Origin of the sequence: Paraburkholderia sp. LEh10 (assembly GCF_017814945.1) — a bacterium.
GTDB lineage: Bacteria > Pseudomonadota > Gammaproteobacteria > Burkholderiales > Burkholderiaceae > Paraburkholderia.
The window spans coordinates 14,692-39,045 of record NZ_JAGIPX010000062.1; the positions used below are offsets into that span (position 1 = coordinate 14,692).

Here is a 24,354-nt window from a genome sequence, read left to right on the forward strand (position 1 = left end):
GCGATACGCGCATCGAAAGCCGATGCGGCGCGACAGCGAACAGCATCTCGACGCAGTGACGACGCGCATGCGCAAGCAACCGGTTCCAGGGCGAGCTCAAATGCTCGCGCCTGGAACCGCGGTTGTCACCCTGCGTGCGAAATCACGTGCGACGCCAACGGATAGCGCTCGCCCGACTTGTCCTTGACGACGTCGGACGGATAGCGGCGCAACGGCATCAGCCGCGGATTCAGATGTTGCGGCAAGTGCGGATTGCCCGGCAACGCGGACGCGGCATTCGATGCCGCAAGCGCAGGCGTCGGCGTGAGTTCGGGCATGGCGCGCGTCACGGGACGCACGGCGACCTGCGGTGCATGCACGCCCGCTATCGGGCTCACGTGCAGGCCGGTTGCAGCTTCACGCACGTGGCACGCCCTGTCGATCCACTGACGCGCCCAGTCGAGCGCGAAACGATGCGCCGCGTCGGCGTCGGCGAAACGCGGACCGATCAGCCCCGAGCGTTCGACACGCTTGCCGTCCTTCATGATCTCGGCCCACGCGCGATACTTGTTGTCAGGCACTTGCTCCGCCGCGACGTAGATCGCATAGCCCTGGCGATCGGCGACCTGCAGGCCGCGTGGCGCCGTCAGGCTCATCCACAGCGGCGTGTGCTGGCCGGCGGGCGCGTCGGCGTCGTCGCGCGGCTCGACCTCTGCGCAAACGGCAGCGGCGCGAATCTGCGCGTCGACGCGCTCCAGGCTGCCGAAGGCCGCGCCGGAAACGATCGGACTCGCCGCTTTGGCGCGCGTTTCAAGGCCTGTCTCGACATAGCCCGTCTCGACAGCCGCCGAGCCCGCGAGCTGACGCGTGATGTCGGCCATCGGCGCGAGCGCGCGCCAGCCGCTCGTCACACTCGACTCTTGCGCAGCCGATTGCCACGTTTCCGGGCTCTTCCAGAACACGCCGCGCGCGAGCTCGTCGCGCGGCTTCTGCGCTTCGGCCACGGGTGCGGGCTTCGGCGCGATGGGCGGCGCCGGCTCCGGAATATAGGCGAACGTGCGCCCGTTGCGGGTCAACTGCCGGATCATCTCGGTCAGCGTACCGTTGGCTTGCCACTCTTCGAAGCGACGCCGGCACGTAGGGCCTGACGGATAGCGTCCGGGCAGCTTCGACCACGGCTCGCCAGTAGTCAGGATCCACAAGACGGCGTTGGCCACGATGCGCGGTTCGGCGCGGGGCCGTCCGCGTCGGTTCAGGCGGACGGCTGGCTCGTCGGAAACGAGCGCTGACAGTTGCGCCCATTCGTCATTGCTTAGCTCATCGAAAAACATTCGGCTCTCCACACAGCCTGGCCTGGCTGTGGCTTTGGGCACGCACGAACTTCATTTTGGCGGATCATGTCGTGTCCTCGGTTGCACAATATGCTTATACGTTCTGCGCCAGTATCAGGAATCCGCACATGGATAGTGCGATATTTCACCGGGACGACGCACAAAACGTGGTCTCACTCGTGCATGGGAGAATTTGTGCACGAAGCATACCATTGCTAGGGTTTGTCTGAATATGACTGAGACAAGTGTTACGGATGGAAACAATCTTGTCCTTTTTGCTGCGTCGTTTAGTTCATGGCTGTCACAGAATTGACGTCAGTTGCGACCTCATGAACGGCGCGGGAACGCCCCGCCTCAGCGTCTCAATGCTCTCGCCGCCGCAATGACGAACGTATGCGCGCGTGGAATCCGCACAACATCATTGCGGCGGTTACATTCGATTTGATGAGCAATGCATCAAGCAACTGCGCAGACTGTGTTTCTAATTGCAATGCATATTGGCGGCTGCGCAAGAGGTCCGTCGCATGACGGCGACGGGTGCGGATTCAACGAACAGGTGTCGCGGCTCGCTCGCCGACGACCGTGGTCCACGGACGCACTCGCCATTGCGTGACGAGTCCATTGAGCACATACGGGTCGGCTTTGGCAAACGCCTCGGCGACAGCGGGTGAATCGCCTTCGAACAGCAGCATGGCCGTGTCGACGGGATCGGCCAGCGCGCCTGCCAGATGCAGTTCGCCGCGCTCGGCCGCCGCCCATGCGAGCTTCAGGTGCGCGGCGCGAAATTCGGCGCGGCGCTCGAGATAATCGGACGACACATCGTAGATCAGCAGATAGTGCATGGCGAAAACTCCTCGATAACAATGGCTCAAGCATAACGGTTCGCGTGCTTCGGGTAAGCGATCTTAGGGAAATACCTGTGCTGTCCGAACGTCGCGTGGGTCAACCGATTGAGCCGTCCATTCGTTCTGACAGACACCATGCGCAGCCATGGCGACGGCCGATCACGGCGAAGGCGACCCGCCCGGCCCGATGCCCGTCTGAGAACAACACAATCAACAACATCCACAACCCGTGATGGAGTGTCCCATGAAGATCCAAGCCGCTATCGCCGCCCTCGCCCTGACGGGTCTGCTCGCATCGCCCGCGTTCGCCGCGAACAGCCAGCAAGCGAAGATGGCAGATTGCAACAAGCAGGCGGGCGACAAGAAGGGCGACGACCGCAAGGCGTTCATGAAGAGCTGTCTGTCGGCGTCGTCGGCGATGGCTGCGTCCGCACCGATGTCGCAGCAGGACAAGATGAAGATGTGCAACACGCAGGCCGGTGACAAGAAAGGCGACGACCGCAAGGCGTTCATGAAGACCTGCCTGAGCAACAAGGGCTGAGGTTCCGTCCGCGCGTCGCGGCGTCCGCGCAAGCGGCGCGCGATGGTGCAAGAGCGTGAAGCGGCGTCCAGTGTGTATGGGCGCCGCTTTTTGTTTTGGCGCGCCGCCTGCGATGTCCCGCACACAAGCTGCACATCGGGCTCGCCAACCCCTGCACTTCCCGGGCCATTTTCTTCTATGATGGCGGCACAGACGGCCCACCCCACATAAAACAAGTCCCACGGGCCGCCAGCTTGTCGTTGATGCCGCAAGCGCATCGCACGGAGGCAAGGATGGTTGGGAGACACAAGAACCGCTGGCTGCGTCGCTGGCTGGTGGTGATCGTATTCTGGGCGGTGCCCGTGGCGATCGTCGCCGTGCGCGAAATCCAGGAAGAAATGGCCTATAACCGGGTCGACCTGAACAACGCGCTGACGACGTGGCAACTGACGGACGCGCAACGCGCAGCGGGGGCCGCCGCGCACTGCCGCGGCACGCCCGACGACGCGCGCGCCGCCGGCTGTCCCGCCGACGTGCTCGCGGCCAATGCGCCGCGCCAGCAAGACGCGCTCAACGAGTACGCGATCCGCAAAAGCACGTTGGCGAGCTATCTGTGGCATGCGTTCGTCGGTTACTGGGTCGTGCCCGCGGCGACGATCTTTGCGATCGGCTTCGTCATCGGCATGGTGCGCCGCGCGTTGAGGCGCCCGGCCGTGAACAAGAGCGCGGCGAATCGCTAATGTGCGCCGATGCGGGCGCTGCTGCGGCTTTCCCGTAACACTTTCCAGTTCCTTTCAACGTGATTTTGCGGCGCGCAGAATCGGTAAATTCGACTCGCTGCGGCCGCTGTTGCGGCGGCTCGGAAACGGATTGCAAGGAGACTCGCCGGTTGCCGGAAACGAGCGGCGAATGCGGCGCCGCGGACGTTTTTGAATACGCGAGCGACCGGCCAGAATTACCCGACGAATCGCTGACGATCGCCGGAGTGCCCGTCTCACAAGGGTTTGCGCGATATCCCCAAGACCCTTGCTTTGCTGGATCGTGTGTTATAACTAAGTAGGCAACCCGCGTGAACTGAGGCTGCACCCCGGAACCACGATGGAGAAAAACGATGCAAAGACGAAACTTCATTCTGAAGAGTACCGCCGCGCTCGCTTTCGGAAGCCTTGCACTGGCCGGCTGCACCACCACCAAGAGCAGCGGGGAATCTGCCGCTACCGACATGTCCAAACGCCAGTCGATCGACGCCAGCGTCGACGGCACGATGTCGCGCCTGTACACCACCGTGCAGGGCTCGCGTGAGCTGGTCTCGAAGGCGCGCGGCATCCTGGTGTTTCCGTCCGTGCTGCAAGTCGGCTTCGTGGTCGGCGGCCAGTACGGCGAAGGCTCGCTGCGCGTAGGCGGCAGCACGGTCGGGTACTACAGCACGATCTCCGGCTCGTTCGGCCTGACGGCAGGCGCGCAGTCGAAGGCGATCATTTTCATGTTCATGACGCAGGACTCGCTCGACAAATTCCGCAGCTCGGATGGCTGGTCGGTAGGCGCCGATGCATCGGTTGCGCTCGTCAAGATGGGCGCGAACGGCGCCGTCGATACGACGACGGCCACTGCGCCCGTCGAAGTGTTCATCCTGACGAATGCCGGTCTGATGGCCGACGTGTCGTTGGCGGGCACGAAGGTATCGCGGCTGAAGATTTGACGGCGAGGCGGCCCGCATCGGGGCCGCGTCGCGTAGCGCTACGGGACGCGGACGCGAGTCCGCTACGCGGTTCCGGCAAATCGTCGATCACGCGTGTCGCGCAGCAGCGTCATGCTGCCGACGCCGATCGTGACAAAGGGCAATGCAACCGGTTGGCTGCATTGCCCTTTCTTTTGCGCGTTTGATCTTGCTGGATGACGTGCGTCAAACGGGTTGGCCCGATCGCGACGCGACGGCTTCGGTAACGCTCGCTGACGCTTCAAGGGCGCTTCAAGGACGTGAAGACGCGTCGATCACCTTGAACCGCGAGCGCTTCTGCGCGCGGATCACCGACTGATACGCATCGACGTACTGCTGCGCCATCCGGTGCGACGTGAAGCGCTCTTCGAAGCGTTTGCGCACCGCCGTACGCGGCAGCTTGTGCAGCCGATTGACGGCCGCCACCGCACCGATCTCGTCCTCGACGATGAAGCCCGACATGCCATCGTCGAGCACTTCGGGCACTGAGCCCCGATTGAACGCGATGACGGGCGTGCCGCACGCCATCGCCTCGATCATGACGAGCCCGAACGGTTCCGGCCAGTCGATCGGAAACAGCAACGCGTGCGCGCCCGACAGGAATTCCGCTTTCTCGTGATCGGCAATCTCGCCGATGTATTCGACATATGGCAATTCGAGCAAGGGCTTGATGTCGCGCTCGAAGTATTCGGCGTCGGCGGCGTCGACCTTCGCGGCGATGCGGATCGGCAAGCCGCAGCGGCCCGCGATGCGGATCGCCGTATCGACGCGTTTTTCCGGCGAGATGCGCCCAAGGAAAGCAAGGTATTTCTGCTCGACGGGCTGCGGCGTGTAGAGCATTTCCGGCAGGCCGTGATAGACGGTGCTGAGCCAGCGCGCCTGTGGCAGCGGATGACGCTGCGAGTTCGAGATCGAGATGACGGGCGCCGTGTTGAAGGTGTCGAACACGGGCTGCTGCTCGGGCAAGTCGAGCCGCCCGTGCATCGTCGTCACAAACGGCGTTTCCTGACGCTTGAACACCGAAAACGAGTAGTAGTCCATGTGAAAATGGAGCACATCGAATTCTTCAGCCTGACGGCGCACCAATTCCATCAGCAGCATGTGCGGCGCGATGCGGTCGCGGATGCCGGGGTCGAGGCGCAGCGCGCGCGGCCAAACGGCTTCGAGCTTCGCGCGCGTGACGGAATCGCCACTTGCGAAAAGCGTCACGTCATGGCCCAGGTCGACGAGCGCCTCGGTGATGTACGACACCACGCGCTCCGTCCCGCCATATAGCTTCGGCGGTACCGATTCCGTCAAAGGGGCGATCTGCGCAATTCTCATCTATGTCTCCATGGTCCGCGCCGAAGCGAGCCGCTTGTGGCATATGGTGGCGAACGAGTATGCCAGCACGCAGCCAGCCGATCAAACGCGGCACGACGTTTCGAGCACGTTTTCGTGCACTCTCATGCGCGAGGTCGGGTTTATCCGTAGTTGCCCAGATCGCCCGTCAAGCCAAGGCTGCGTGGCGCGCGCACTCGGCCACGGCCCCTTGTGTCCGTGTGCCGATTATTGCCCGTCGTCTAGCCAAACGCCTCAGGTATTTCATTTCCATTACGCTGTTACAGTCGGGAAACACTCGTTTCGCGCGTTCCCTAATTGCTTTTTTGCGGCGCCTTGCCAGTCATGCAAGCGCCCGCACGTTCGATACAAGCATCGCGCGAAGGGAGCGCTCGAGGCCTGCCCCGAGGATGGACTGCTGAGCGCCCGCGCGCGAGCGACGGAATCAGTTCGCCGCTCGCCGTCGCGGCGAGCAGAGCAACGCGCCATACAAGCCTGGTTTGCGGCTTCCGTTCGGCGCTGCAATGACGTTCAGGCGCGCAAGCGGCACGACCAGATCGCGCAACGATCGATAGTTGGCGTACGAGAGCGTCGTCAGCGTCCGCGCCCCGTTGGCGGACGCGGCGCACGCGTCAAGCAGAATTGATCGGGATCGCGAATGAATGGCGCGCCGGGTTACGAATTCCCCGCTTTTTTCGCCTCGAACGAGCCCTCGGGAAGATCATCGGGGCCAGGCACGCTGCGCAGATCGCGCAGGAACGAATCGCGCCAGACGCCCAGGTCGTTCTTGCGCAAAGCCGCCATGTCCATTTCGTGACGCCGCTTGCGCTCTTCGAGCGGCATCGCGAGCGCGCGCTGCAGCGCTTCGCACATGCCGATCGAATCGTGAGGATTCACGATCAGCGCGCCTTCCAGTTCGGCCGCCGCGCCGGCGAACATCGACAGCACCAGCACGCCGGGATCGTCCGGATTCTGCGCCGCCACGTATTCCTTGGCGACGAGATTCATGCCGTCGTGCAAAGGCGTGACGAAACCGACCTGCGATTCGCGGAACAGCGACATCAGTTTCCAGCGGTCATACCGTTGATTCATATACCGGATCGGCGTGTAGTCGAGACCCGAGTATTTGCCGTTGATCCGCCCTGCTTCGTATTCGAGTTGCTGGCGGATGTCCTGGTAGGTGGTGACGTCGGAGCGTGTTGGCGGCGCGATCTGCACCAGCGTGACGTTGCCGCGCCACTCGGGCGAACGTTCTAGCAGCGCTTCGAATGCGCAGAAACGCTCGACCAGCCCCTTCGAATAGTCGAGCCGGTCCACGCTCATGATGAGTTTGCGCCCTTCGAGGCTCTGTTTCAGATCGAGCACATGCTGACGGCTCTCATAGCGCTTCGCCTGCTCGGCGATTTCGTCGGGGAACACGCCGATCCGGTACACACCCGTGCGCAGCCTGCGGCCGAACGCTTCGGCATGGCCGTCGCCCGACACGACGCCGCGTGCATGACGCTGCAGGTAGTCGTGAAACGCGAGCTGGTCGTTGTCGGTCTGAAAACCCAACAGGTCGTAGCAGCACAGCGACCGCACCAGTTCTTCGTGCGGCGGAATGTTGAGGAGAATTTGCGGCGCCGGAAACGGAATATGCAGGAAGAACCCGATCCGGTTCGCGACGCCCTCGGCCCGCAGCGCCTCGGCAAATGGAATCAGATGGTAGTCGTGGACCCAGATGATGTCATCGGGTTGAAGCAGCTTGACAAGCTTGTGCGCGAGCCATGCGTTGACGCGCCGGTAGCCCGCATATTCGTCGCGCTCGTAGCGCGCCAGATCGTTGCGGTAATGGAAGACGGGCCACAGCGTCGCGTTCGAAAAGCCGCGATAGTACTGGTCGTAGTCCTTGCGCGTGAGGCCCGTCGTGGCGAACGTCACGCTGCCGTCCACTTCGAGCATCGGCCCGGCGTTCGCGACCGTTTCACTGACGACATCCCCGCTCCAGCCGAACCACACGCCGCCCGCGTCCTTCAGCGCACCGAATACGCCCACCGCGAGTCCGCCCGCCGAGCCTTTGGTTTCCGTAGGCGTGGCGACGCGATTCGACACGACGATCAGTCGGCCCATGTTGCTGTCCCTCCACTCTGGTTGGCGCGGCCCGTCCGCCGTGGCCGGCGCGCGTTGTCAGTGGTAGTTCGACCGCGGTTGCACCCGATCAGTTGCACATTTACGCATGTGCGAACGGCATAGGCGAAAAGACCGAACGCGCTCGCGCGCCGCCATGAAATCGCAAGAGATCAGATGAAGTGTGACGCATGCGCGCGAATCAGGTGCGCGCCTCAGTCGGAAAAAGCAGAAAAACGCGGAACAAAACGGGAAAAACGCGCGCCGTGCATAAAGCACGGCGCGCGTCGAGAGAAGGCAGATCAGGCAGCGGCGCTTGCCGTTCAGCTGCCCGACTTGCAGGGAAACGCCTTGCCGAGCCCGAGCGAGACGGCCGTGCTCGCGTTGTAGCCCGCGACGTTCGGATTGTCGGCAATGTACTTGCGCACGGCATCCGTGAGCTGTTGCGAGCGTGCGTCAGGCGGCAGGCAGAAATACTGGCCGACGCGCGGACCCGTCGTTCCGCCGATCGCGTCGATGGTGTTGAAGACGCCGTCCGCGGCGCCTTCGATATACGCCGCACACGCACTACGCGACGCAACGTCGGTCTTCGTGCACAGCTTGTTGAGGTCGCCCCCCGTGAACGCGGCAGCCGTCAACGGCACAGCAAGCGCGCTGGCGCAAATCAAAACCCGCAGCATGTTATTCCTTCCTGGTATGAGCCCGGCATTGTGTCCGGCGGTCTTCGCCGCCGGCCTGGCTACATCGCCCGCGCGTGATGGCCCGCGGCGAAGACGCTATTTTGCACTGTTTTGCGGCGTTGCTGGGGCTCCCGCGGGCGCCTGGATCTGCATTTGCTGCATGCGCGCCGTCAGGCCTTCGACGACATCCGGTTCCTTGTACTGTTTCGCGAAATCGAGCGCCGTCAGGCCGAGCTGGTTTTTCACGTTCAGGTCCGCGCCGCTGTCGAGCAGCAGCTTGACGGTCGAGACATGGCCGCCGCGCGAGGCCATCATCAGCGGCGTCGTGCCGTTCGGCGAGCTGGTATCGATGTATGCGTCGTGATCGAGCAGCAGCTTGACGATGTCGTCGTGACCGTTCGCGGCCGCGTAGTGCAGCGGCGCCCAGCCCTTCTTGTTCACTTCCGCGTCCTTCGCGATCAGCATCTTCACGATATCGATGTCGCCGTTCAGCGCGGCCATCATCATCGCGTTCTCGCCCGCCTTGTCGAGAATCTCGATGTCCGTCTTCGGGTTGTCGATCAGCGCGGCCACCACCTTGTCCGATTTCTCGCGCGCGGCGATCACCAGCAGCGGCATGCCCTGGTTGTCGGTCATGTTCGGGTCCATGCCGTTCGACAATTGCTTCTTCACTTCCTTCACGTCGTCGAACTTGACCGCCTTGATCATCGTGTCGGCGGGCGCCGCGTGCGCGGGCAGCGCGCCGAGCGTGGCGAACGCAATACCCGCCGCCAGCGACACGCGCACGGACAGGTGCGCGAAACCGCGGCGCAGGCCGCCCGCGCGCGAAGAAGCGTGACGCGATGGATTGCCGCAATGGCCGTCAGCCGGGTAATTTTTCATGTGGTACTTTAGGAAAATTTCCTATCCTCTTGATAATGCTTGATTTTCACTCAGGCGTTCGTCGCCGCCGGAATCTTGAAAAGGCGGAAGAAGTTTTCGCTCGTCGCGACGGCGAGCGCCTCGTCGGACATCCCGCGCTGCTGCGCGATGAAGCGTCCGACATAACTCACGTACGCAGGTTCATTCGGCTTGCCGCGATACGGCACGGGCGCGAGATAGGGCGAATCGGTTTCGATCAGCAGGCGCTCGAGCGGCACGCGGCGGGCGACGTCCTGCACGTCGGTGGCATTCTTGAACGTGACGATGCCCGACAGCGAAATATGGAAATTCTGCGCGAGCGCCTGTTCGGCGACGGCCCATGGCTCCGTGAAGCAGTGCATCACGCCGCCGGGCTCGCTCGCGCGCTCCTCGGCCATGATCTTCAACGTGTCTTCCGACGACGCGCGCGTGTGGATGATGAGCGGCTTGCCCGTCTGATGCGCGGCGCGGATATGCACGCGAAAGCGTTCGCGCTGCCATTCCATGTCGGCGATCGAGCGGCCTTCGAGGCGGTAGTAGTCGAGCCCCGTCTCGCCGATGGCGACGACCTTCGGATGCTGCGCCAGTTCGACCAGCTCGGCGAGCGTCGGCTCCCTCGCGTCCTCGTGATCGGGATGCACGCCGACCGACGCATACACGTTGTCGTACGTGCGCGCGATGTCCAGCACGGACGGCAGCGTTTCGAAGTCGACGCAGACGCACAGCGCGTGCGTCACGGAATGCGCGCGCATGTTTTCAAGCACTTGCGGCAGACGGTCGCCGAGTCCTTCGAAGTTGATATGGCAGTGTGAGTCGACAAACATGATGAAGTCCTGCGAAGTGTCTGATTGCGCGACAGACGGTTACGCGGCGCCGTCCAGACGCTTGCCGAGTATGACCAGATCGCGCTCGACGCCATCCAGCACCGCGACGCGCGGCAGCGTGCCCCAGGCCGCAAAGCCAAACGACCGAAACAGTCGCACGCTAGGCTCATTGTGACCGAACACAAAGCCCAGGACCGTATCGATACCGAGCTTCGGCGCCGCTTCCAGCGACGCGGCGAGCAACTTCCTGCCCAAGCCTTTGCCGCGTGCGGCTTCATCCAGATAGATGCTGACTTCGGCTGTACGCTGGTAGGCCGGGCGGCCGTAGAAATCAGAAAAGCTGAGCCACGCAATCACCCGCCCCTGATCTTCGACCACCCACAGCGGACGCGTTGCCGGAGCGTGCGCGTCGAACCACGCACGGCGGCTTTCGATGCTCACGGGCTCCAGATCGGCCGTGACCTGGCGCGACGGCACGGTCGAATTGTAGATGGCGACGATCGCGGGAAGGTCGTCGAGCGTGGCGTCGCGGTAACGGAAAGTCATGTCGGTGTCGTTGATCGAGTGAGCCAGAATGCGTGGCTGTCGCGCCCGGGAGAGGCGCAGGCGGATTCCCACCCGCTAGACGAACAGGTCGCGATAGCCGAGAAACAGTTCTTCGAACACCAGCCGCGGGTTGAGCGGATGGTTCTCGACGGCGCGCTGCCGCGTGACCATCCGCATGAAGCGCGCGAATGCATTCGCGTCGGCTTGCGACGCGCATCGCGCGAGCGCCGCCGATGCGTCCGGAAAATAACGCGGCGTGCCCGCCACGCGCTGCGCGAGCAGATCGTACATCCAGCGCTGCAGCCAGCCGAGCACGAGCGGCACGGGCAGCTTCTGCAGCGTCTCGCCACAGGCGAACGCGTCGCAATTCGGGCCGGCCGCCAGTTGCTTGAGCGTCCAGTCGCGCAGCGGCCGGTTCTCGTCGCCGGCGAGCGCGAGCGCCGCGAGCGGCGCGCCGCCCGCTTCCGCGAGCAGGCCCGGCGCATCGCCGACGCCCTGCGCCACGAGCCAGGCCGTGGCGGCTTCCGATGACGGCGTAGTCATCGGCCATTGGCGGCAGCGGCTGACGATGGTCGGCAGTAAACGGTCGATGCGTGCCGACGCCAGCAGGAACACGACGCCCGCGGGCGGTTCTTCGAGCGTTTTCAGCAGCGCGTTGGCGGCCGCGACGTTCAGCGCTTCGGCGGGATACAGCACGACGACGCGTACGCCGCCCCGATGCGAGCCCACCCCGCAAAAGTCCAGCAGCGCCCGCACCTGCTCGATCTTGATTTCCTTGCTCGGCGTGCGCGTTTTCTTGCCGCCTTCGTCGGCATCGGCCTTGTCGGCTTTTTCATCGGCGGCCGCGCTGGCGAAGCCCGCCTCGGCGGCGAGCGCTTCCGGCAGCACGATCCGGTAGTCGGGATGATTACCCTGCGTGAACCAGTTGCAGGCCGCGCAGGCGCCGCACGGCTCGCCGTTCGGGGACGCCGATTCGCACAGCAGCCCCTGCGCGAGGTGTTGGGCGAAGCGCAGCTTGCCGATACCGGCCTGGCCGTGAAGCAGCAGCGCGTGCGGCCAGTGGGCGCGCAATTGCTGCAGGCGGTTCCAGTCATCGGTTTGCCACGGATAGATCATTGTTTGTCTTTCAATTCAATGGGTTGAAGCGCATGCTTGATGTATCGGCCGAGCCTTGCCGCCCGTCGTATTGGCGGCTTATTGCTTTATAAATCAAAGCGATACGATCAATTTATCAAGTTGTTTCTGAATCTCGGCGATGCTGCGCGTGGAGTCGATGATAGCGAACCGGTAAGGCGCTTCCTCTGCACGGCGCAAATATTCGGCGCGCGTGCGCGTGAAGAACGCATCCGATTCGCTCTCGAAGCGGTCCGGCGCGCGCGCTGCGCCGCGGCGCTCGCTCGCCGTATCGGTCGGCACGTCGAACAGCACGGTCATGTCCGGCTGAAAGCCGCCCTGCACCCACCGCTCGAGCGCTTCCAGCTTGTCGCGCGGCAGGCCGCGCCCGCCGCCCTGATAGGCGAAGGTCGCATCGGTGAAACGGTCCGAGAGCACCCAGTCGCCGCGCGCTAGCGCAGGCTCGATCACCTGTGCCAGATGCTCCCGGCGCGCGGCGAACATCAACAGCGCCTCGGTTTCGAGGTCCATTGCCTGATGCAGCAGGATGTCGCGCAGCGACTCGCCGAGCGCCGTGCCGCCCGGCTCGCGCGTCATGACGACGGAGCGGCCCGTCGGCGCGAGCTTCTGCTCCAGCCGGTCACGGAACCAGCCGAGATGCGTGGTCTTGCCCGCGCCGTCGATGCCCTCGAACGTGATGAATTTTCCCCGCGCCATTATTGCCCTCGAATGTATTTGTCGACGGCCTTGTTATGATCGCCGAGCGTGTCAGAAAAGATGCTGCTGCCGTCGCCGCGCGACACGAAATACAACGCGCTGGTCTGCGCCGGATTGAGCGCCGCCTGCAGCGACGCGATGCCCGGCAGCGCGATCGGCGAAGGCGGCAGACCCATCCGCGTGTACGTATTGTAGGGAGTGTCCGTCTGCAGGTCCTTTTTGCGCAGATGGCCCGTGTAACTGTCGCCCATTCCGTAGATGACGGTCGGGTCCGTCTGCAGCGGCATCCCCACGCGCAGCCGGTTCGCGAACACGCCCGCGACCATCGCCCGGTCCGAGGCCTTGCCCGTTTCCTTTTCGACGATCGACGCCATCGTCAGCGCGTCGTACGGCGTCTTGTACGGCAGGCCCGGCGCGCGCGTCGCCCACGCTTCGTCGATGCGCAGCTTCATCAGCCGGTAGGCGCGGCGGTAGACATCGAGATCGCTCGTGTCCTTGTCGAACAGATAGGTATCCGGGAAGAACAGGCCCTCGCCGCTGCCCGTCGGCGTTTCCGGCGCGCCGATGGACTTGAGGATATCCGCGTCGGACATGCCCGCCGTATCGTGTTTCAGCGCCGGGTTCGCGTCCAGCTCGGCGCGCATGTGCTTGAACGTCCAGCCTTCGATGATCGTCGCCACGTATTCGTTGACGTCGCCGCGCGCCATTTTCTGCAGCACTTCGTACGGCGTGATGCCCTGCTTGAACTCATAGTTCCCCGACTTGAGCGCCGCCTGCAGCCCGAGCACGCGCGTCATCAGGACGAACAGCTCGGGCTCGACGGGCACGCCGCCGCGGTTGAGCTGCGCCGTGACGCTGCGCAGGCTGCTGTGCGGCTTGATCGTGACGTCGAGTTGCGGGGTGGCGAGTTGGACGGGCGTCGTGGCCCAGTGGTACGCGCCGAAGGCGGCGGCGGCGATCAGCATCGCGAGCACGACGCAGGCGATGAGACACTTCTTGAGGAGGGTCATGCGAAACATGGCTTGAGTGAAGCCAATATAATACTTGCTTGCCTCCGCCAAAGTCAGAATTGACTGCTCCCCGAATCCATGAACGCACCGCTTGCTTCTGCTCCTGGCACCGCTGTCCCCGCTCCCGTATCGCTTCCCGTGTTGCCGCGCCCCGCACGCGACGAGTTCGACGCCGTGCTGTCGCGCGGCGCATTCATGCCGCTGCCGCAATTCGGCGTGATCGACGTGACGGGCGACGACGCCGCTTCCTTCCTGCACTCGCAGCTCACCAACGATACCCAGCATCTCGACGCCGCCACGGCGCGCCTTGCGGGCTACTGCTCGCCGAAGGGCCGCCTGCTCGCGTCGCTCCTCGTGTGGTGCAGCGCCGAATCCATCCGGATGCTGGTGTCGAAGGACTTGCAGGCTGCTGTGCAAAAGCGTCTGTCGATGTTCGTGCTGCGGGCGAAAGCGAAGCTCGCCGACGCGACGGGCGATACGCTCGCCATCGGTCTCGCGGGCGATGTGCGCGCCGCGCTGTCGGGCGCGTTCGACGCGATCCCCGACGGTGTGCACGTGAAGGTGGATGGCCCGGCGGGATCGCTCATACGCGTGCCGGATGCGGCAGGCCGCCTGCGCTACGTGTGGGTCGGCCCGAAAGCGGAAGTCGAAGCGCGGCTGCCCGCGCTGGAGGCGAAACTGCCGCGCGTATCGCCTGCCGTGTGGGACTGGCTCGACATCCGCGCTGGCGAGCCGCGCATCACGCAACGCGTGGTCGAGCAGTTCGTCCCGCAGATGATCAACTTCGACGTGCTCGGCGGCGTGAACTTCCGCAAGGGCTGCTATCCGGGCCAGGAAGTGGTGGCGCGCAGCCAGTATCGCGGCACCATCAAGCGCCGCATGGCGCTGGCCAACGTCGCGGGCGAAGCCGACAGCGTCGTGCCGGGCCTTGAACTATTCCATTCGGACGATCCGGGCCAGCCGTGCGGGATGCTCGTCAACACGGCGGCCGCGCCCGACGGCGGCGTCGATGCGCTCGTTGAAATCAAGCTGGCCTCGCTCTCGAATGGCACGGTGCATCTGGGCGCTGCTGACGGCCCCGCGCTGAACTTCCTGCCGTTGCCCTACGCGTTGCCGACGGAAGCCTGACACCGCTCACGCTGCATGTCCAAGGCGCCGCGCCCTTCCCTTCAGGCGCGGCGCGATCCCGCTGTCATCCGATTCTCTCGTAGCGAGACTTCTTCCGATGTGTCTGATCGTGTTCGACTGGCGCCCCGAGGCGTCCGACGGTCCGCTGTTCACGCTGGCGGCAAATCGCGACGAATTCTTGAAACGCACAGCCGAACCAATGCACTGGTGGGACGACGCACCCGGACTGCTGGCGGGGCGCGATCTGGTCGGCGGCGGCACGTGGCTCGGCATGACGCGCGACGGACGCTTCGCCGCGCTCACCAACTATCGCGCGCCGAGCGAAATGCGCGCCGATGCGCCGACGCGCGGCACGCTGGTCAGCAACTGGCTGTCGGGTGCTCACGGCGCCGATAGTGGCGCGCCGCTCAACTATCTGCTGCAGGTCGCGCAGGACGGCGACATGTACAACGGCTTCAACCTGCTGGTCGGCGACTGGACGCGGCGCGAGCTCGCCTGGTACTGCAACCGCTCGCCCGCCGCGCCGACGCTGCTCGCGCCCGGTACGCACGGCATCTCGAACGCGGTGCTCGACACGCCCTGGCCGAAGCTCGTGCGCAAGCGCGCCGAACTCGCGCAGGCACTCGCCGACGACGCCCGCGCACCACTTGGAACGCTGATCGAGCTGATGCGCGATCCACATGTCGCGCGCGACGACGAACTTCCCGCGACGGGCATTTCTCTCGAACGCGAACGCGCGCTGTCGGCGGCCTTCATCGATACGCCTGACTACGGGACGCGCGGCACCACCGCATTGCAGGTGATCGCGCGGGACGCACGGCTGAGCGTCGCTGCGCGCGAACGCAGCGACGACAACGGTTCGCACCGGGTCGTGCGCCCCGGCGACTACGAGCGCAGTTTCACGTTCGATATCGCCTAGCGGACCAACGCAAGAACGATCCGGCGCCTTCTCATTCGACGCCGAATGCCGTACGCAATGCGGCTGCCGCATCGGCATGAGCGGCGGCTACTTCGGGCACGTAACCGCCCATCTTGAAGAATTCGTGGATCATGCCCGCGTAGCAGACGAACGCGACGTCATTGCCCGCTTCACGCAGCTTGTGCGCGTACGCTTCGCCTTCATCGCTCAACGGATCGTATTCGGCCGTCGCGATCCACGCGGGCGCCACGCGACGAAAATCGGGCGCGCCGCGCGCGCCGTCGAGCGGCGCGAAGCGCCAGTCGTCACGGTCACCGGCGTCGCGCACGTATTGCTCGAAGAACCATTGAATCGTATCGCCCGACAGCAGATAGCCGTCCGAAAGGCGTTCGTGCGAGTCCGTCTGCTGATGCCCCGTCGTACCCGGATAGATCAGCAGTTGCAGCACGAGCGCAATGCCTGCGTCGCGCGCGAGCACGGCGCACACGGTCGCCAGCGTGCCGCCCGCGCTGTCGCCGCCGACAGCGATGCGATCCGCGTCGATGCCGTACAGCGGCGCATTGTCGTGCAGCCACTGGAGCGCGTCGAACGCATCGTCGACGGCGGTCGGAAACCTGTGCTCCGGCGCGAGCCGGTAATCGACGGACATCACGACGCATCGGGCATCGCGCGCGAACATCCGGCAGATCGTGTCGTGCGTGTTCACGCTGCCGACGGTAAAGCCGCCGCCGTGATAGTAGACGAGGGCTGGCGCGGGGTCCGCCCAGTTCGGCTCCGCAGGGTGATAGAGACGCACGCGCACGGGTACGCCGTCGCGCATCGGCACGTCGATGTTCTCGACGGAAAACATCGGCGCCGCAGGCACTTCGAGGATGGGCGCGCTCTTTTCGTACGACGCGCGCGCGGCTCGCGGCGTCATGTCGTGGTACGCCGGGCGCTTCGCGCGCGCGATCATGTCGAGCACCTGCTCGATCTTGGGATTCAACGGCATGTTGGGACGGTGGCGCACACGCGCCGGACGGTAGATTGAGCGCCGAATGATGCCACGAAGAGACGGCGCTGCGCTCGCAAACCCGACGTCAGCGCGCCTGCTTCACCTCGGGCTTGAGCGACAGTGGATCGGTCGGATTGCGCTGCTGTTCGATGTCTTCGTGCCGCAGCCTCACGGTCGCGAGAATGGCGGGATGCGTGATGATATAGAAACGCCGCTCGGCGATGGCCTCGAACGTCAGCTTCGCGACATCCTCCGCGCTCAGCTTGCCGGAGCGTACGGCCCGCTGCAGTTGCTTGTCGGCGGCAAGCTGCGAGCGCGTCGGCCCGCCGCTGTTGCGCAGCGACTCGGGCCGCGCGCGCTCGGCGTCCGCGATGCCCGTCGGCACGAACGCGGGGCACAGCAGCGAGCAGCCGACCTCGCCGCCCGCATTGCGCAGATCGTGGTAGAGCGTCTCCGTCAACGACACGACGGCGTGCTTGGACGCGTTGTAAACGCCCATCGACGGCGGCGACAGCAAGCCCGCCACCGATGCCGTATTGACGATATGCGCCGGCTCGTTCTGTTTAAGCATGATCGGCGTGAACACGCGCACGGCATGCGCGACGCCCATCACGTTGACGCCGAAGACCCATGCCCAGTCGTTCGCCGAGCTTTCCCACAGAAAGCCGCCGGAGCCGACACCTGCGTTGTTGAAAAGCAGATGGACCTTGCCGAATGCTTCGAGCGCGCCATCCGCGAGCGCCTGCACCTGCGCTGCGTCGGACACGTCCGTGCGCACGCCGATGACCTCGGCGCCCGTTGCGCGCAATGCGTCGACGGTTTGCGCAAGCGCGGTGGAATCGACATCCGCGAGCACGAGCTTCATCCCGAGCGATGCGCCCCGCTGCGCGAACGCGCGGCCGAAGCCGCTCGCCGCGCCGGTGATCACGGCCACCTTGCCGTCAAACTGGAACATGCTGACTCCCGTAGGGGCTGCGCGCTTCAGACGCGCTTCAGGACGCCTCAAGCGCGCTTTGGTTCACCCTGTTTCGCCGATGCCGTGTCGGCCCGCGCCGATCCGCGTCCGTTCAGATCAGCTTGACCAACTGCTTGCCGAAGTTGCGTCCCTTGAGCATGCCGAGAAACGCTTCGGGCGCGTTTTCGAGGCCTTGCGCAACGGTCTCGCGATACTGCAACTTCTTCTGCGCGACGAGCGCGCCAAGCTCTTTCAATGCAGTGGGCCACACGTCCGGGTGCTCGGAGACGATGAAGCCTTGCACCAGCAGACGCTGCGTGAGGATCAGCGACGGATGTTTGAGCGGCAGCGGCTCGCCGTCGTATCCGGCGATGAAGCCGCACAAGGCGATCCGGCCATGCGCGTTCATCCGCGCGAGCGTCGCGTCGAGCCCCTCGCCGCCGACGTTCTCGAAGCAGCCGTCCACGCCGGCAGGCGTCGCGGCCTTGAGATCCTGGTAGAGATTACCCGCCTTGTAGTCGACGCACGCATCGAAGCCGAGTGTCTCGACCACATAGCGGCACTTGTCGGCGCCGCCCGCAATGCCGACGGCGCGCGCGCCCGCCTGCTTCGCCAGCTGTCCGACCACGCTGCCGACGGCCCCGCTCGCCGCGCTGACGACGACCGTTTCGCCCGCCTTCGGCGCGACGATCCCGTTCAGGCCGTACCACGCCGTCACGCCCGGCATGCCGACGGGGCCGAGATACGCGGACAACGGCACATGCGTCGCATCGACCTTGTGCAGGCCATTGCCGTTCGAGGTGCCGAACTCCTGCCAGCCGAACATGCCGATCACGTTGTCGCCCGGCTTGAACGCGGCGTTCTTCGACTCGATCACTTCGCCCACGGTGCCGCCGATCATCACCTCGTTCAACGGCTGCGGCGCCGCGTACGACTTGCTGTCGTTCATGCGGCCGCGCATGTACGGATCGAGCGACAGGTAATGATTGCGCACGCGCACTTCGCCGTCCGCGAGCGGCGCGAGCGGCGTTTCGACGAGCTTGAAGTTATCGACGGATGCCGCGCCCTGAGGGCGCGACACGAGCAGAATCTGGCGATTGAGTTCGGTCATGACGGATGTCTCCGCAAATGTTGGTGTCGTGGAAGACGCGCGCTTTCGCGCCGCGTCGCGCAATGCAGGCTTCAGGCGTCGCTCGGGCCGGGCTTCGCCGATGGGTCGCTGCGCAGCCGTTGCTGCCGCACTTCGCGGCCGACGGCCAGACGCCGCATGTACTTGAACGTGCCGAGCGCCTTCGCGACGAAGTGCCCTTCGCTGTCGCGGATTTCGCCTTCGCAATAGGCCATCGTGGTCGAGCGATGCAGCACGCGGCCCGTCGCGCGCAATTCGCCGCTGCCGGGCTGCATGAAATTCACCTTCATTTCGACCGTCACGACGCCCACACCGTCTCCCGCGAGACTGCGCGCGGCCATTGCGAGCGCGACGTCAGCGAGCGTCATGGTGATGCCGCCATGCGCGACGGCCCAGGTATTCAGATGCTCGGGACGCAACGCGAGCAGGACTTCGCTGACGCCGTCCGCCGCCGAGAGGAGCTGCGCGCCCAGATGATCGATGAACGGACTTTCGATGACGAGCGGGTTGTCCGGTTGGTCTGTGGATGGAACTGTCATGGGCGTTCAGATTTCGTAGTCGACGGCCTGGCGCGCTTCGCGCACGGGCGCGAGAAATGCCTTCACGTGCTGGTGCGCGGGATGGACCTGATAGCCATCCAGCGCAGCCTTGTCGGTGAAATCGGCGACGAGCACGACGTCGTAAGTCGAGTCAAGACCGGGCGCCGCGATGCCCACCTCCAGATGCACGATGCCCGGCACGGCATCGCGGCAGGCCTCGAGTTTCTCTTTCAGCTGCAACGCGGATCGCTCGCGCGTCGCGCCTTGCGTCTCCTTCAACTTCCACATCACGATATGACGAATCAAGTGGGCCACCTTTGCTGTTGACTGTGCGCGATGGCGTCTGCGCCAACGCTGCGGGCAAACCATGAAAAACCGCATCGCCAGATGATACCCGCACTGCGCATGCCGATGAATTGAGCTGCACCGCGTAGGAAAAATGCACATCGCGATGCAGGCGCCCCCCGTCGGCGCGCGCGAGGTCGCCTATACTTTTCTGGCAGTGAGCCCGGCCATGCGCGGCAGCGTCGACAGCGCGCGAATCCGAAACCGGGCGGTGCCATCCTGCGGCCGTGTCTCTCATGAGCGCGCAACGCTGACGTGCTGCGGCCGCCTTGTCTTCTTTCTCTTTGCCTCTTTTCCGCGCATCGAAACGGCCCGCGCCGTGCCCGCGTTCGACCGACGAATGCGGCGCGCGCGGCAGATCCGCCTTTCACATCACGAGGACAACATGGCCACTTACATCATGCTGGTCAACTGGACCGAACAGGGTGCACGCAACGCGAAGGACACGGTCAACCGGGCGCGCGCGTTCCGCGAGACCAGCAAGGCGATGGGCGTCACCGTCGGCACGGTGAACTGGACGCTCGGCGCATATGATCTGGTGATTTCATTCGACTCGCCCGATGACGAAACCACCACCCGTCTCGGCCTCGCGCTCGCGTCGCTGGGCAACGTGCGCACCGCGACGATGCGCGCGTTCGGCGAGGAGGAGATGGAGCGGATCGTCGGCGGCCTGAAATAGGCGCATCGAGCGCGATCTGCGCCAATCGCGCGGCACTGCGCGCGTCTGTCATGCGCAGCGCCGCGCGTCCGGGCGCACCCGTGCACAACGCCCCTACGCCACCTGGAAGCCAGCCGGAAGACGCCCGTCAGATTTGCGCGCGCGGCAGATGCCAGCCGTTCGTCGCCGCGACCACGCGCAGCACGAAGCACGCGACGCCGCCCGCGATGCCCGCCATCGCGGGCGACAGTCCGAAACGGCGCGCGATCAGCACGACGGCCGCGCCGAAAAGCGCCGCCGTCGCGTAGATGTCGGCGACGAGCACGGACGGAATGCGCGCCAGCAGCACGTCCCTGATGACGCCGCCGCCGACGCCCGTCACCGTGCCCATCAACGCGGCGACGAAACTGCGGATCCTGAACAGCATCGCCTTTTCCGCACCCGCGACTGCGAACAGCGACAAACCCGCCGCGTCCAGCACCATCAGCCAGAACGCGGGGAACCCTTGCGCGTCGGCATGAAACACGAAGGTGAGCAGCCCGGCGACGAACGTCAGTGCGGGATAACGCCAGTCGCGGATCGCGTTCGGCGGAGTCGCGCCGATCAGCAGATCGCGCGTCACGCCGCCGCCGAGCGCCGCGACGAACGCGATGACCATCACGCCGAGCAGATCGAGGCCGCTGTGCATGGCCGATACGGCGCCCTCGATGGCGAAGATGAAAGTGCCCGCGAGATCGGCGGCCAGAACGATGGTTTCGGTTTTTGGTTTCATGCGGTCGTTGCGTTTGAGACGACCCGAACGGTATGACGAAGCGCGCTTTCGCGGCACCCGCCGGGCCTGTGCGCTGCGTGCAGCTTGCGCTGCGTCGGCGGGCGCCGCGATTGTCGCATCGGTGCGCGGAAATCGGCAAAGCGCGTGCGCACATAACGATCGACCTTGCCACGCTTTCGCCGCCGCGCGGCCGTCGCGATGGCGTCGCGGCCCGCGCTCGTATCGATCGCACGCGCGGTTAGAATTCATGGCACGCGCGCCACTTTGCGCGCGCTCTTCATGAGGTACACGACCATGCCCACTCATCGCGCGTCGCTCGTCGTCCGCCTGCTGCTCTTCGTCGTCGCGATGCTGTCGATTGGCGGCTGCGCGGGAATGCTCGGCCAGCAGCCGCTGCGCGTGAATGTCGCCGGTATCGAGCCGCTTGCAGGCCAGGGCATGGAGATGCGCTTCACGCTGAAACTGCGCGTGCAGAACCCCAACGAAGCCGCGATCGACTACAACGGCGTATCCGTCGAACTCGACCTGAACGGCAAGCCCTTCGCGAGCGGCGTCAGCGATCAGAGCGGCAGCGTGCCGCGCTTCGGCGAAACCGTCATCAGCGTTCCGCTGACGGTCCCCGCGTTCGCCGCCGTGCGTCAAGCGTTCGCGTTCGCCGACAGCGCGCAGTCCGGCCAGTTGCCGTACGTGTTGCGCGGCCGCCTCGCGGGCGGTATCACAGGCGGTACGCGCTTCATCGACCAGGGCACGCTCTCGCTGCCGATGAACGATATGAGCGGGACGTAGACGGGCTGACGGCTGTCTCAGGCTGGCGTGATGTCCGCAGCCCGCTCCTGGCCGCCGCATGGCGCGATTGACGGGCGCCGTGTCCCGGTCGCGCAGATGGGGCGACCCGAACGAATGGACAGCGCAGCGCGATCGACTGACGTTGCGTCCTGCTGCGAAGGGTGGCCACCCGGCCCAAACGCCCGCATCAATGGCCCCTCAATGATTCGACCCCAGTCCTTGTGGCGGCGCTGACGGCCTTGCCGCCTGGTTGCCGCCCTGTCCCGGTGGCGGCCCGGACGGATGCCCGCCACCCGGCGCGGGCGGCGGTCCCGACGGACGCGCGACGGCCTGCGGCGGCGGTGCTGGCGGGTGTGCGCCGCCCTGATCGCGCGGCTGACCCGATGGCGGAGCGGCGCCCTGCATAGGCGGCTGGCCGCGGGGCGGGCCCGCGCTTTGCCCGGGCGGCGGCCCGGACGGCCGCGCGTCGTGCGCGGGCGGCTGACCCGGCGGCGGCCCGCCGCCCTGAACGGGCGGTTGCCGCGGGCCCGACCGATGCCCGTGCTCAGCCCCAAGGGGCTGGGGCGTCGGACCGTTGGCGCCCGGCGGCGGAGGCGGGTGGGCGGGCGGCGGCAGCCGTGAAGGTGGCCCGGATGGCGGCGGCCGATGATGTTCCCAACGCGTGCGATCGGGATACCACGGCCGCTCGCGGTAGTAGTGCCCCCAATACGTGCCGAGCGAAAATGTGATGAGCGGCAGACCGATCGCCGTGCCATACGTCATGACGGGGACGCTGCTGCCCTGATACGGATACGTCAGATCGCCGCCGTACACCCAGCCTCGCGCCTGTGGGATCGCGACGTCGCACCACGTATAGCCGCCCACGCAGCCATAGACGGTCACGGGCTGCCCGGCCGGCAGCTGAGCGACGACGGGATAATCGTCCGCCGGTCCCGCGTACATGTAGACAGCCGTGCTCGTATAGGCCTCGCTTTGCGCCGAAGCAGCACCCGATCCCATCGACAGCACCAACGCCACGGCAGCGACGTATGCAACCCGCACTCGCATGTAGTTCTCCTCGCGACCCGGCTGTTCCGATTGTGAACCCGACCGGTCCGAACGGCCTCCAGGTGCACATTAGCGAATACTGTGCCCGACAGGCGCGGTGCGATGGCGCTCCATCGCGCGGCAGCTTTACACAACGCGCGCAATCACTGACGAGACCAACGCGCACACAAAAAAAGCCCGCGTGCTTCTGACACGCGAGCTTTCTCAACCGGCTAGGACAACCTGAATCAAACGACTTCGAACAGCCCCGCCGCGCCCTGGCCGCCGCCGATGCACATCGTCACCACGACGAACTTCGCGCCGCGCCGCTTGCCTTCGATCAGCGCGTGCCCCGTCAGCCGCGCGCCCGACACGCCGTACGGATGCCCGACGGCAATTGCGCCGCCGTTCACGTTCAGGCGTTCGTTCGGAATACCGAGCTTGTCGCGGCAATACAGCACCTGAACGGCGAACGCTTCGTTCAGTTCCCACAGGTCGATATCGCTGACCTTCAGGCCCGCCTGCTTGAGCAGCTTCGGCACGGCGAACACCGGGCCGATGCCCATTTCGTCCGGCTCGCAGCCCGCGACCGCAAAGCCACGGAAGATCCCGAGCGGCTGAAGTCCTTCGCGTTGCGCAACCTTCGCGTTCATCACGACGCATGCCGACGCGCCGTCCGAGAACTGGCTCGCGTTGCCCGCCGTGATGACACCGCCCGGCAGCGCCGTGCGAATCTTCGACACGCCTTCGAGCGTCGTATCGGCGCGGATACCTTCGTCGGCGGCAATCGTCACTTCCTTCGTGAACATGCGGCCGCTCGCCTTGTCGGCGACGCCGGCGAGCACCGTCATCGGCACGATCTCGTCCGTAAAGCGCCCCGCTTCCTGCGCTGCTGCCGCGCGCTGCTGCGACTGCACGCCGTATTCGTCCTGGCGGTCCTTCGAGATCGAATAGCGCTTCGCGACGGTCTCCGCCGTCTGCAGCATCGACCAGTAGATTTCCGGCTTGTGCTCCATCAGCCAGCCGTCGCGCAGCATGTGCAGATTCATTTCGTTCTGCACGCACGAGATCGACTCGACGCCGCCCGCGACGAACACCTCGCCTTCACCCGCGATTACGCGTTGCGCCGCGAGCGCGATGGTTTGCAGGCCCGACGAGCAGAAGCGGTTCACCGTCATGCCCGGCACCGACACGGGCAGCCCGGCGCGCAGCGCGATCTGCCGCGCGATGTTCGAGCCCGTCGCGCCTTCCGGATTCGCGCAGCCCATGATTACGTCTTCGACACGCGCCGGGTCGATCTTCGCGCGTTCGACGGCGGCTTTCGTCGCGTGCCCGCCGAGCGTCGCGCCATGCGTCATGTTGAACGCGCCGCGCCACGATTTGGCGAGACCCGTGCGGGCAGTCGATACGATTACGGCGTCAGTCATGCAAGTCTCCTGTTTCGATGGGAGTGAGCGCCCTGGCGCTGACTCCCGTCCCATCCAGCATGGGTTGC

Annotated in this window: 26 protein-coding genes and 1 pseudogene; 7 read left to right on the forward strand and 20 right to left on the reverse strand. The window is 65.3% G+C overall.

What is annotated here, in order from left to right; all coding sequences use genetic code 11:
* Window positions 1-125 precede the first annotated feature (125 nt).
* Both J8I87_RS46095 and J8I87_RS34525 read right to left on the reverse strand, forming a co-directional pair.
* Complete coding sequence (locus J8I87_RS46095; RefSeq protein WP_209936761.1) at window positions 126-1,310, reverse strand: transposase; 1,185 nt, start codon at window positions 1,308-1,310, stop codon at window positions 126-128.
* A gap of 545 nt (window positions 1,311-1,855) precedes the next feature.
* Window positions 1,856-2,152: a YciI-like protein gene (locus J8I87_RS34525; RefSeq protein ID WP_209936762.1), complete on the reverse strand. Its 297-nt coding sequence runs from the start codon at window positions 2,150-2,152 to the stop codon at window positions 1,856-1,858.
* Window positions 2,153-2,399: 247 nt separating this feature from the next.
* Here J8I87_RS34525 and J8I87_RS34530 point away from each other — a divergent pair, with 247 nt between their 5' ends.
* The 3 genes from J8I87_RS34530 (at window position 2,400) to J8I87_RS34540 (ending at window position 4,374) form a co-directional block, all read left to right on the forward strand.
* Window positions 2,400-2,696, forward strand: a complete 297-nt coding sequence (locus J8I87_RS34530) for a PsiF family protein (protein ID WP_209936763.1) — start codon at window positions 2,400-2,402, stop codon at window positions 2,694-2,696.
* A gap of 272 nt (window positions 2,697-2,968) precedes the next feature.
* Window positions 2,969-3,415 carry a hypothetical protein gene (locus J8I87_RS34535; RefSeq protein WP_209936765.1) on the forward strand — a complete coding sequence of 149 codons (447 nt, stop codon included), beginning with the start codon at window positions 2,969-2,971 and terminating at the stop codon, window positions 3,413-3,415.
* A gap of 371 nt (window positions 3,416-3,786) precedes the next feature.
* Window positions 3,787-4,374 (forward strand): YSC84-related protein, encoded by a 588-nt coding sequence (locus J8I87_RS34540; protein ID WP_209936766.1) that lies wholly within the window; start codon window positions 3,787-3,789, stop codon window positions 4,372-4,374.
* A gap of 270 nt (window positions 4,375-4,644) precedes the next feature.
* On the opposite strand, the gene J8I87_RS34545 is transcribed toward J8I87_RS34540, so the two are convergent.
* The 10 genes and pseudogenes from J8I87_RS34545 to mltG all read right to left on the reverse strand — a co-directional run bounded on the left by J8I87_RS34545 (window position 4,645) and on the right by mltG (window position 13,608).
* Window positions 4,645-5,715 (reverse strand): glycosyltransferase family 4 protein, encoded by a 1,071-nt coding sequence (locus J8I87_RS34545; protein WP_209936767.1) that lies wholly within the window; start codon window positions 5,713-5,715, stop codon window positions 4,645-4,647.
* Window positions 5,716-6,070: 355 nt separating this feature from the next.
* Window positions 6,071-6,310 (reverse strand): annotated as a pseudogene (locus tag J8I87_RS45170) (AAA family ATPase); the annotation flags it as partial.
* Between the two features lie 77 nt (window positions 6,311-6,387).
* Window positions 6,388-7,821 (reverse strand): alpha,alpha-trehalose-phosphate synthase (UDP-forming), encoded by a 1,434-nt coding sequence (otsA, locus tag J8I87_RS34550; RefSeq protein WP_209936768.1) that lies wholly within the window; start codon window positions 7,819-7,821, stop codon window positions 6,388-6,390.
* 320 nt (window positions 7,822-8,141) lie between these two features.
* Window positions 8,142-8,498, reverse strand: a complete 357-nt coding sequence (locus J8I87_RS34555) for a Rap1a/Tai family immunity protein (protein ID WP_087735719.1) — start codon at window positions 8,496-8,498, stop codon at window positions 8,142-8,144.
* Between the two features lie 96 nt (window positions 8,499-8,594).
* On the reverse strand, window positions 8,595-9,380 hold the full coding sequence (locus tag J8I87_RS34560; RefSeq protein ID WP_209936769.1) for an ankyrin repeat domain-containing protein: 786 nt from the start codon (window positions 9,378-9,380) through the stop codon (window positions 8,595-8,597).
* 50 nt (window positions 9,381-9,430) lie between these two features.
* On the reverse strand, window positions 9,431-10,222 hold the full coding sequence (locus tag J8I87_RS34565; protein ID WP_209936771.1) for a TatD family hydrolase: 792 nt from the start codon (window positions 10,220-10,222) through the stop codon (window positions 9,431-9,433).
* 39 nt (window positions 10,223-10,261) lie between these two features.
* Window positions 10,262-10,768: a GNAT family N-acetyltransferase gene (locus tag J8I87_RS34570; protein ID WP_209936772.1), complete on the reverse strand. Its 507-nt coding sequence runs from the start codon at window positions 10,766-10,768 to the stop codon at window positions 10,262-10,264.
* Window positions 10,769-10,843: 75 nt separating this feature from the next.
* Window positions 10,844-11,884 carry a DNA polymerase III subunit delta' gene (locus J8I87_RS34575; RefSeq protein WP_209936773.1) on the reverse strand — a complete coding sequence of 347 codons (1,041 nt, stop codon included), beginning with the start codon at window positions 11,882-11,884 and terminating at the stop codon, window positions 10,844-10,846.
* Between the two features lie 93 nt (window positions 11,885-11,977).
* On the reverse strand, window positions 11,978-12,598 hold the full coding sequence (gene tmk / locus J8I87_RS34580; protein WP_209936774.1) for a dTMP kinase: 621 nt from the start codon (window positions 12,596-12,598) through the stop codon (window positions 11,978-11,980).
* The gene (mltG, locus tag J8I87_RS34585) at window positions 12,598-13,608 is read right to left on the reverse strand and encodes an endolytic transglycosylase MltG (RefSeq protein WP_209936776.1); all 1,011 of its coding nucleotides are present in this window, start codon (window positions 13,606-13,608) and stop codon (window positions 12,598-12,600) included. Before mltG ends, tmk begins: the two co-directional genes overlap by 1 nt.
* Window positions 13,609-13,686: 78 nt before the next feature.
* On the opposite strand from mltG, the gene J8I87_RS34590 reads away from it, so the two are divergent.
* Both J8I87_RS34590 and J8I87_RS34595 read left to right on the forward strand, forming a co-directional pair.
* Entirely contained in the window at window positions 13,687-14,736 is a 1,050-nt protein-coding gene (locus J8I87_RS34590; protein WP_209936777.1) for a YgfZ/GcvT domain-containing protein, read from the forward strand.
* 97 nt (window positions 14,737-14,833) lie between these two features.
* Entirely contained in the window at window positions 14,834-15,655 is an 822-nt protein-coding gene (locus J8I87_RS34595) for an NRDE family protein (RefSeq protein WP_209936778.1), read from the forward strand.
* Window positions 15,656-15,686: 31 nt separating this feature from the next.
* Here the strand turns inward: J8I87_RS34595 and J8I87_RS34600 are convergent, their stop codons facing one another.
* The 5 genes from J8I87_RS34600 to J8I87_RS34620 form a co-directional block, all read right to left on the reverse strand.
* Window positions 15,687-16,646: an alpha/beta hydrolase gene (locus tag J8I87_RS34600; protein ID WP_209936779.1), complete on the reverse strand. Its 960-nt coding sequence runs from the start codon at window positions 16,644-16,646 to the stop codon at window positions 15,687-15,689.
* Window positions 16,647-16,734: 88 nt separating this feature from the next.
* Window positions 16,735-17,604 carry an SDR family oxidoreductase gene (locus tag J8I87_RS34605; protein ID WP_209936780.1) on the reverse strand — a complete coding sequence of 290 codons (870 nt, stop codon included), beginning with the start codon at window positions 17,602-17,604 and terminating at the stop codon, window positions 16,735-16,737.
* 112 nt (window positions 17,605-17,716) lie between these two features.
* Window positions 17,717-18,715 carry an NADP-dependent oxidoreductase gene (locus J8I87_RS34610; protein ID WP_209936781.1) on the reverse strand — a complete coding sequence of 333 codons (999 nt, stop codon included), beginning with the start codon at window positions 18,713-18,715 and terminating at the stop codon, window positions 17,717-17,719.
* 71 nt (window positions 18,716-18,786) lie between these two features.
* Complete coding sequence (locus J8I87_RS34615; protein ID WP_209936783.1) at window positions 18,787-19,272, reverse strand: PaaI family thioesterase; 486 nt, start codon at window positions 19,270-19,272, stop codon at window positions 18,787-18,789.
* A 6-nt stretch (window positions 19,273-19,278) separates the two neighbouring features.
* Window positions 19,279-19,578, reverse strand: coding sequence for a Dabb family protein (locus J8I87_RS34620; RefSeq protein WP_245254368.1), 300 nt, complete (start codon window positions 19,576-19,578; stop codon window positions 19,279-19,281).
* 424 nt (window positions 19,579-20,002) lie between these two features.
* Here J8I87_RS34620 and J8I87_RS34625 point away from each other — a divergent pair, with 424 nt between their 5' ends.
* A complete protein-coding gene (locus J8I87_RS34625; RefSeq protein WP_209936784.1) occupies window positions 20,003-20,296 on the forward strand; it encodes a GYD domain-containing protein in 294 nt (97 codons plus the stop codon).
* A 127-nt stretch (window positions 20,297-20,423) separates the two neighbouring features.
* Here the strand turns inward: J8I87_RS34625 and J8I87_RS34630 are convergent, their stop codons facing one another.
* Complete coding sequence (locus J8I87_RS34630) at window positions 20,424-21,047, reverse strand: trimeric intracellular cation channel family protein (RefSeq protein WP_209936785.1); 624 nt, start codon at window positions 21,045-21,047, stop codon at window positions 20,424-20,426.
* Between the two features lie 294 nt (window positions 21,048-21,341).
* Here J8I87_RS34630 and J8I87_RS34635 point away from each other — a divergent pair, with 294 nt between their 5' ends.
* Complete coding sequence (locus J8I87_RS34635; protein ID WP_209936801.1) at window positions 21,342-21,833, forward strand: LEA type 2 family protein; 492 nt, start codon at window positions 21,342-21,344, stop codon at window positions 21,831-21,833.
* A gap of 198 nt (window positions 21,834-22,031) precedes the next feature.
* Here J8I87_RS34635 and J8I87_RS34640 read toward each other — a convergent pair whose 3' ends face one another.
* Complete coding sequence (locus J8I87_RS34640) at window positions 22,032-22,880, reverse strand: SH3 domain-containing protein (RefSeq protein ID WP_209936786.1); 849 nt, start codon at window positions 22,878-22,880, stop codon at window positions 22,032-22,034.
* Between the two features lie 227 nt (window positions 22,881-23,107).
* A complete protein-coding gene (locus tag J8I87_RS34645) occupies window positions 23,108-24,286 on the reverse strand; it encodes an acetyl-CoA C-acyltransferase (RefSeq protein ID WP_209936787.1) in 1,179 nt (392 codons plus the stop codon).
* Window positions 24,287-24,354 lie beyond the last annotated feature (68 nt).